9 protein-coding genes are annotated in these 7,612 nt (G+C 66.8%); 2 read left to right on the top strand and 7 right to left on the bottom strand.

Annotated elements, in window-relative coordinates; genetic code table 11:
- Positions 1–103 precede the first annotated feature (103 nt).
- From ACP153_RS22695 to ACP153_RS22680, 4 genes are all read right to left on the bottom strand, one after another.
- Positions 104–1,222 carry a LysM peptidoglycan-binding domain-containing protein gene (locus ACP153_RS22695; protein WP_424973291.1) on the bottom strand — a complete coding sequence of 373 codons (1,119 nt, stop codon included), beginning with the start codon at positions 1,220–1,222 and terminating at the stop codon, positions 104–106.
- 181 nt (positions 1,223–1,403) lie between these two features.
- Positions 1,404–2,054, bottom strand: coding sequence for a protein-L-isoaspartate(D-aspartate) O-methyltransferase (locus ACP153_RS22690; RefSeq protein ID WP_424973290.1), 651 nt, complete (start codon positions 2,052–2,054; stop codon positions 1,404–1,406).
- The gene (surE, locus tag ACP153_RS22685) at positions 2,051–2,836 is read right to left on the bottom strand and encodes a 5'/3'-nucleotidase SurE (RefSeq protein WP_424973289.1); all 786 of its coding nucleotides are present in this window, start codon (positions 2,834–2,836) and stop codon (positions 2,051–2,053) included. The genes ACP153_RS22690 and surE overlap by 4 nt, the downstream gene beginning before the upstream one ends.
- Positions 2,837–3,043: 207 nt before the next feature.
- A complete protein-coding gene (locus ACP153_RS22680) occupies positions 3,044–3,709 on the bottom strand; it encodes an SDR family NAD(P)-dependent oxidoreductase (protein WP_424973288.1) in 666 nt (221 codons plus the stop codon).
- Between the two features lie 123 nt (positions 3,710–3,832).
- Between ACP153_RS22680 and ACP153_RS22675 the strand changes: the two genes are divergently transcribed.
- Both ACP153_RS22675 and ACP153_RS22670 read left to right on the top strand, forming a co-directional pair.
- Positions 3,833–4,426, top strand: a complete 594-nt coding sequence (locus ACP153_RS22675) for a biotin transporter BioY (RefSeq protein WP_424973287.1) — start codon at positions 3,833–3,835, stop codon at positions 4,424–4,426.
- An 85-nt stretch (positions 4,427–4,511) separates the two neighbouring features.
- The gene (locus tag ACP153_RS22670) at positions 4,512–4,991 is read left to right on the top strand and encodes a GNAT family N-acetyltransferase (RefSeq protein ID WP_424973286.1); all 480 of its coding nucleotides are present in this window, start codon (positions 4,512–4,514) and stop codon (positions 4,989–4,991) included.
- A 7-nt stretch (positions 4,992–4,998) separates the two neighbouring features.
- Here the strand turns inward: ACP153_RS22670 and ACP153_RS22665 are convergent, their stop codons facing one another.
- Genes ACP153_RS22665 through purF form a run of 3 tightly spaced genes read right to left on the bottom strand, consistent with a single transcriptional unit; the run spans position 4,999 to position 7,590 of the window.
- Positions 4,999–5,634 carry a MarC family protein gene (locus ACP153_RS22665; protein WP_424973285.1) on the bottom strand — a complete coding sequence of 212 codons (636 nt, stop codon included), beginning with the start codon at positions 5,632–5,634 and terminating at the stop codon, positions 4,999–5,001.
- Positions 5,635–5,680: 46 nt separating this feature from the next.
- Complete coding sequence (locus ACP153_RS22660) at positions 5,681–6,133, bottom strand: DUF1284 domain-containing protein (RefSeq protein WP_424973284.1); 453 nt, start codon at positions 6,131–6,133, stop codon at positions 5,681–5,683.
- Positions 6,130–7,590, bottom strand: a complete 1,461-nt coding sequence (gene purF, locus ACP153_RS22655; RefSeq protein ID WP_424973295.1) for an amidophosphoribosyltransferase — start codon at positions 7,588–7,590, stop codon at positions 6,130–6,132. Before purF ends, ACP153_RS22660 begins: the two co-directional genes overlap by 4 nt.
- Positions 7,591–7,612 lie beyond the last annotated feature (22 nt).

Genomic DNA, 7,612 nt, shown 5'->3' with positions numbered 1-7,612 from the left:
CGAGGACGCGCCCCATTGCGGGCGTTTGATCGGATGATCGCGGGAAGTGCAATGCGGGGCCGCGCCGTTCACATGTGAACGGCGCTTGCCGCCAGCCCGGAGGTCAGTTCAGATAGGGGACCGGATCCACGCTCTCGATCCCCTCACGGATCTCGAAATGCAGGAAGGACGGATCGCCGGGCGCGACCGCGGCGACCTGTTGGCCGCGCTTGATCGTGTCGCCTTTCTCCACCGCGATCTCGCCCACATTGGCATAAACCGTCAGCAGGTTGCCCGGATGCCGCAGCACGAGGATCGGGACCTGATCCGTATCGCGGGTGATCGCAGCCACCTCTCCATCACCGGCGGCCACAACGGGCGTGCCGGGATTGGCGGCAATGCCGATCCCGTCATTCTTGCCCTTGTCGTAGTCGCGGATGATTCGCCCGGCCACGGGGAAGGCGAAGCTTGCCGTATCCGAGGCGCCGGTCTGGAACTGACCAAGCTCCGGTGCATCTGGAACAGCGGCCACGGGCTCCGGCTCCGGCAAGGCCGTGCTTGAGCTTGGGGGCAGGGGCGCCACGCTGCCCTCGCCCGGCGCGGTCGTCGTCTCCACCGGTGCGACGGCAGCGGTCTGGGTCTCCGCCGCCAGCGGGACGAGCAGGACCTGCCCCTCGCGCACGGTCAGATCCGGTCCCAGCCCGTTCCAATCGGCCAGGGCGCGGACGGAGACATCATAAAGCCGTGCGACGGAATAGGCGGTCTCTCCACGCTGTACCTTGTGTTGCTGCGGCGTGGCCCCGGGCAGGGGCTCGGAGGGTGCCGCGCTTTGGACCGGCGCTGCATCGCTGGCGGTCTCCGGCAGCTCTGCGCGGTCGATCGCGCCCGTGGCCAGGGCCGCGATATCCACGGTGCCAGGAGCCTCGGCCACACGGGTTGGCAGGGCCAGAACCTCCCCTTCCCGGAGGACCGTATCGGGGGACAAGCCATTGAACCGGGCCAAAGCTCCGGCATCCACGCCCAGTCGGGCGGCGATGGACGCGGCAGTGTCTCCGCTGCGGGAGACGACCACCTGGTAATCCGTGTAGGAGATCACGCCCCGGTCATCCGCCGCGGGTCGGGCGGCGCTGGCGTTGCGCGCAGCCTCGGCCGTGGAGAAGGGGCCGCCAAAGGCGTCCCGCATGTCGAAATCGAGATTGGATCCGCTGCACCCGGCCAGGGCCAGGGCGCTGCAGATGAGCATTGCGGGCCCTCGGGACCGCGACACGCGGGGCGCGCAATTCGGAAATGGGGTCATGACTCTCGCCTCTGCTCTGGGCCGGGGCGCCTCTTCTTGGGTCGCATCTTCCGGCAATCGATCCTCGGACCGGGGTCCTCGGGCTGTCTCTTGTCTCGTCCGGGCCGCGCCGCGATCGGGACCTGCCTCAGGTTCCGCTCTCGCTGGCGACGCCTTCGACCAGTGGCACGAAACGGACGCTGCGCAGTTCCTCATATTCGAACCCATCGCCGGTCCGGGTCACCTTGATCAGGCTCTGGACCGCATCCGACTGCCCCACGGGCACCACCATGATACCCCCGTCGCGCAGTTGCGCCAAGAGCGGACCGGGCGGATCTTCGGCAGCCGCAGTGACCACGATCCGGTCAAACGGCGCCTGATCGGGCAGGCCGAAGCTGCCATCGCCGCTGATCACCGTGACATTGGTCAGATCCAGCGCCTTGAAGCGACGCTCGGCGGCGCGGCTCAGGGGGCGGTGACGTTCCACCGTCCAGACCCGGCGGGCGAGCTGGCTGAGGATCGCGGCCTGATAGCCCGCGCCCGTGCCGACCTCGAGCACATGGTGCCGGGGCCCGATCTCGGCGGCCTGGGTCATCAGCCCCACGATCGAGGGCTGGCTGATGGTCTGACCACAGGCAATGGGCAGGGGCACATCCTCATAGGCGCGGTCGGAGAAGACCCCCTCGACGAAGAGGCCCCGGTCGACTTTCTCCATCGCCGTCAGGACAGCACGATCCCGCACCCCGCGCGAGCGCAGGGCGTAGAGGAACTGCATGACCTGTTCCGGCGTGGGGCTCATGCGAGGGCAGCCTCCAGCGGTGTGATCAGGTCATGGGCCGTGAGATCTGCGCGCATGGGCGTGACCGAGATATACCCGTCGAGATTGACGGTGACATCGGTGCCGGGCTGCGCGGGCACGCCTTGGGGGCTGCCCTTGACCCAGAGGAAGCGGCGCCCGGCGGGCGAAATCTGTGCCTCCATCTGGAACCGCGCATGGGAGCGGAGGCCCTGGGCAGCGACCTTGATCCCCTGGACCTCATCGGCAAGAACCGGGGGGAAGTTCACATTGTAGAAGGTCCGGTAGTCGGGGCCGGTCCATTGATCCGCGGCCAGAAGCTTGCGGATGACCTCGGCCCCGTGCAGGCGCGCGGCGGAAAAGGGATCCTCCGCACCTGCCATGGCCGGGCCGTAATACTGCGACAGGGCAATGGCCTTGTGGCCCTGCAAGGCGCCTTCCATGGCGCCGCCCAAGGTGCCGGAATAAAGCGCGTTCTCGCCTGAATTGTTGCCCCGGTTCACGCCCGAGAGGATGAGATCCGGCGGGCTGTCGGGCAGCACGTCATAGAGACCGGCCATGACGCAATCGGCCGGGCTGCCCTCGGCGGCAAAGCGGCGGGGCCCAAGTTCGGCGATCATGGTGGGCTGGGTGTAGCTGATGCAGTGGCCGACGCCGGATTGCTCGAAGGCGGGAGCAACGGTCCAGACCTCGCCATCGGGACCGGCGATCTCGGCGGCGACCTCCTCCAGCACTTGCAGGCCCGGGGCGTTGATACCGTCGTCATTGGTGATGAGAATGCGCATGTCCGCCCCTGTTTTCTGCCTTGATCCCTGTTAGCGACGAGGGCGGTCGGGGTAAAGCGCGGAGCGCAAGGCGAAAGGCTTGGGCGCCGCGTCCACATATGGACGCGGCAGACGCGCATCGGTTTAGATGGCGGGAATAGAGAAACCGTGGATCGGAGCGTGTCCGCGCCGTTCCCATGGGAACGGCGCCCTCGTCACCCGTCCGTCTCAGGCGTCGAGCAGCGCCAGAAGGCGAGCCGCCTGCTCGGACGGGGTGCTCAGGACGTCGCGGTCTTCGCCGGGGAAGAACCGCGCGCGGGTGGCTGTGGGCATCGGCTCGGGTGTGAAGCTCTCGACCCGCAGCCCAAGCGTCGCCGTTTCCGCCGCCCAGCTCGCGACCAGCGCGGCCTCCGCAGCCTTGGAGGCCCCGTAGAGGCCGAAAAACTTCTCGCCCGCCCGGGGATCCGCACAGAACACGGCCCGCCCCTCCGGAGCGGCATGCAAGAGCGGCGCAACCATCCGGATCACCCGCTGGGTGCCTTCCACATTGGTGGCAAAGGTCTTGGCGTAATCCTTGGGATCCGCGTGATCTACTGGCGCAAGCGGCGGCGCATGGACCGCCGTATGCACCAGAAGATCGATCCGGCCCCAGCGATCAAAGATCGCCCGGCAGATGCCCGCAACCGCGTCATCCTTGGTCAGATCGATCGGCGCAAGGGTCGCCTGACCACCTGCCGCCTGGATCCGGTCATCCAGCTCTTCGAGCCCGCCCACGGTCCGGGCCAGCGCGATCACATGGGCGCCGCGTGCCGCCAGTGCCTCGGCGACCGCATGTCCCAGCCCCCGGGACGCACCGGTCACAAGAGCGATTTTATCCTGCAAATCATATGCCATGGCGCGGGGTTTAGGCCCGACCGCGCGGGGAGCGCAAGGGGGTGCGCATCTGCGTCGCGCTTGACTTTATGCCGCGCGCGCGAAAAAAACCGGAGCAATCGTTGCAACACAAGGACGAACGTGATGAGCTCCCTGACCCTGTCCCAAGCCGCGCTCGGCGAAACCACCCTTCTGCGCAAGGCACTGATGGTCCTCGGCGGATCCGCCTTCATCGCTCTGGCCGCTCAGATCAGCGTCCCGATGATCCCGGTCCCCATGACGCTGCAGATGCTGGCGATCCTGCTGGTGGGCTTTGCCTATGGCTCGCGGCTGGGCGCGGTCACGCTGGTGGCCTATCTCGGCCAGGGCCTCGCAGGCCTGCCGGTCTTCGCCAATGGCATGAACGGCGTTGCCTTCGCGGGCCCGACCGCAGGCTTCCTGATCGGCTTCGTGCTGGTGGCCTTCGCCGCTGGCCTCGCCGCTGAGCGGGGCTTGGCCAAGGGCTTCCTCGGCACCGCACTCGCGGCGCTCGTTGCCTCCGCGCTGGTCTACATCCCCGGCGTGATCTGGCCCATGGCTGTCGCCTCCTCCTTCGGCATCGAAGGCGGCTGGGTCGGCATCGGCTGGGACAAGATCTGGGCATGGTTCATGGGCCCGTTCCTGCTGGGTGACGCGGTCAAGGCGCTGATCGCGGCGCTGATCGTCTCCGGCGCGTGGAAGGTCCTGCGCAAGGCCTGATCGGCCACACGCTTTCAACAACTCGGTGAAACGCCGCTCCGATCCGGGGCGGCGTTTTGCGTCTCTCCCTCTCAATGGTGCCACCATGCCCGACCTGACCTTGCGCGATTTTTGCCCCGAGGATGCCGCCGCGGTGGCGCAGCTTTTCTTTGATGCGGTGCATCTCGGAACCGGCGCGCATTACACGCCGGAGCAGCAGACCGCCTGGGCGGGGGCAGCGCCGCGTCCGCCCGAGATCTGGGCCGCGCGGTTGAGCGGCCAGACCTGCAAGCTCGCGATCCAGCAGGGTGCTGTTGTCGGCTTCATGTCGCTGGAGCCCCAGGGGCGGATCGATCTGGCTTATGTCGCGCCACATGTGGCGGGCAACGGCGTCGCATGGCGCCTCTATCAAGCGCTTGAGGCAGAGGCACAGCGGCGGAGCCTGAGCGCGTTGCGCACCGAAGCCAGCCTCAGTGCACGCCCGTTCTTCGAACGCCAGGGATGGCAGGTGGACGCCGCGCAAGAGGTCGAGCGCGAGGGCATCCGTCTGCGCAACTTCCGCATGTCGAAACAACTGGGCGCGTAGGCGCCCGTCAGCCGGTCTGGCCCAGCACGAAGATGTTCACGAGCCCGCGCAGCACCGTATCCGCCGCGACCGAGGCGAGGATCATCCCCATCACCCGGCTGACAATCGCGGAGCCCTCATTCCCGATCAGCCGGATGATCGGATCCGCGAGCCGCATGCAGAGATAGGCGCAGAACACCACGGCGATCATGAGGCCGGCTGTCACAGCCTGCGAGGCGATCTCGATCTCGTCCTTGTCGGTCAGCAGCACCACCGCCAGCATCGCGCCCGGCGAGGCGAGGGAGGGCACCGCGAGCGGAAACACCGCCGGAGAGACATCGCCCGTCCCACCGCAGGTTTCGCTGAATTTCTGGTCGGTTTTCTGCTTGGGCTCGCCAAAGATCATGGTCAGGGCAAAGAGGAAGAGAACAATCCCGCCCGCGACCTTGAACGCGTTGAGGTTGATCCCCAACCCCTCGATCAGGAACTGTCCCAGCACGAGGAAGAAGAGCAGGATGCCGATGGCGAACAAGCTGGCATCGCGCGCCACGGTCTTGCGCAGCTCTGGCGCGACCATGGCGGTGACGGCGATGAAGACCGGGATCGTGCCCACGGGGTCGATCACCACCCAAAGCGTGACGAATTGCGTGAAAATCGCGTCCATGAGCGCGCCCCCGATCTAGCCTGTGGGCGCGCTGCGGATCCGCGGGCTACCCTGCCCGAAGGGTAGGGGCAGCAGCCTCCGCGTCCAGCGCTGCGCGGGTCTCTTTCAGGCGCGCGAGGGCAGCCTTGCACATCCCCATCTCGAGCCAGGCGCAGCCCGCGCAGATCCGGTCGAGATCTTCGGGCCGCAGTTGCGCCATCCGGTCCTGCGCCGCGCCCCAGGTGATCCGGTCTCCGGCGGCGAAGTCCAGCGCCTCCCCATGGGCGCGATCCAGCCGGGTGATCTTGCCCTGGTCCACGCAAAGCCGCCCGCGCCGCTTGGGGCAGGGGGCGCAGATATCATCGGTGATCGCGGTCACCTCGATCTCCACAGCATCGCCCCCCGGCGCGCGCAGCTGACCCACCACGAGGCTGTGCATATTCGCGGTGAACCCGTCGGAATAGCCTTTCCCCTCGAACCCGAGCGAGCACAGGAAATGGTGCGGGCGGTAGCGGATCATTCTGCGGCGGTGCGCAGCTGGAAGCCTTTTTCGAGCATGTCGGAAGGCGCCACCGGGTATTCGCCGGAGAAGCAGGCATCGCAGTAGCGGGGGGCGTTCGGGTCACGGCCCTCGGTGACGCCCGCAGCGCGGTAAAGCCCATCGAGCGAGATGAATTTCAGGCTGTTGACGCCCAGATGATCGCGCATCTCCTCCTCGGACATGGTCGCGGCCAGCAGCTTTTCGCGCTCGGGCGTGTCCACCCCGTAAAAGCACGGCCAGGAGGTCGGGGGCGAGGCGATGCGGAAATGGACCTCCGCCGCGCCGGCATCGAGGATCATCTCCTTGATCTTGCGGGAGGTTGTGCCGCGCACCACCGAGTCGTCCACGAGGATCACGCGCTTGCCCTTGATCAGAGCGCGGTTGACGTTGAGCTTCAGGCGCACGCCCATGTTCCGGATCTGCTCGGTCGGCTCGATGAAGGTCCGGCCCATATACTGGTTGCGGATGATCCCCATGGCGTAGGGAATGCCACTTTCCTGACTGAACCCGATGGCCGCGGGCGTGCCGCTATCAGGGACGGGGCAGACGAGATCGGCCTCGACCGGGCTCTCCTTGGCGAGCTCCACCCCGATCATCCGGCGCGTGTCATAGACCGAGCGGCCATCGATGATGCTGTCGGGGCGCGAGAAATAGACATGTTCGAAGATGCAGAACCGGCTCGGTTGCCGCTCGAAGGGGAAGTAGCTCTGCACGCCATCCTCTTCGGTGACCACGACCATCTCGCCCGGGGCGATCTCGCGCACGAAATCCGCGCCGATGATGTCGAGCGCGCAGGTCTCCGAGGCCAGCGCCCAGCCATCGCCAAGCTGGCCCAGCACGAGCGGACGCACGCCCAGCGGGTCGCGCACACCGATCAGCTTGGTGCGGGTCATCGCCACAACGGAAAACGCGCCCTCGCATCTGCGGAGCGCGTCTTTCATCCGTTCGGGGATGGATTTCTGCAGGGAGCGGGCCATCAGATGGATGATACACTCGCTGTCCGAAGAGCTTTGAAAGATCGAGCCGCGCTCGATCAGCTCCCGGCGCAGGGCGTCGGCATTCGTGATGTTGCCGTTATGGGCAATCGCCGCTCCGCCCATGGAGAACTCGCCAAAGAAGGGTTGCACGTCGCGGATCGCCGTGTTGCCCTTGGAGCCTGCCGTGGAATAGCGCACATGGCCGATGGCCAGCGGGCCCGGCAGGGTCTCCATCAGCGAGGCCTTGGTGAAATTGTCGCGCACATAGCCAAAGCGGCGTGCGGAGTTGAAGCCTGCCCCCTGGGCATGGGAGACGATTCCCCCCGCTTCCTGTCCGCGGTGTTGCAGCGCGTGCAGGCCGAGGGCCACGAAATTCGCTGCGTCCGAGACACCAATCACCCCGAAAACGCCGCATTCCTCACGAAGCTTGTCGTCATCGAAGGGATGGGCCGGGGGCATCTCGGGGGCTTGCGTGTCAGAG

Origin of the sequence: Dinoroseobacter sp. S76, assembly GCF_049801095.1 — a bacterium.
Taxonomy (GTDB): Bacteria; Pseudomonadota; Alphaproteobacteria; order Rhodobacterales; family Rhodobacteraceae; genus Dinoroseobacter.
This window is presented reverse-complemented; position numbering and strand designations above follow the sequence as displayed.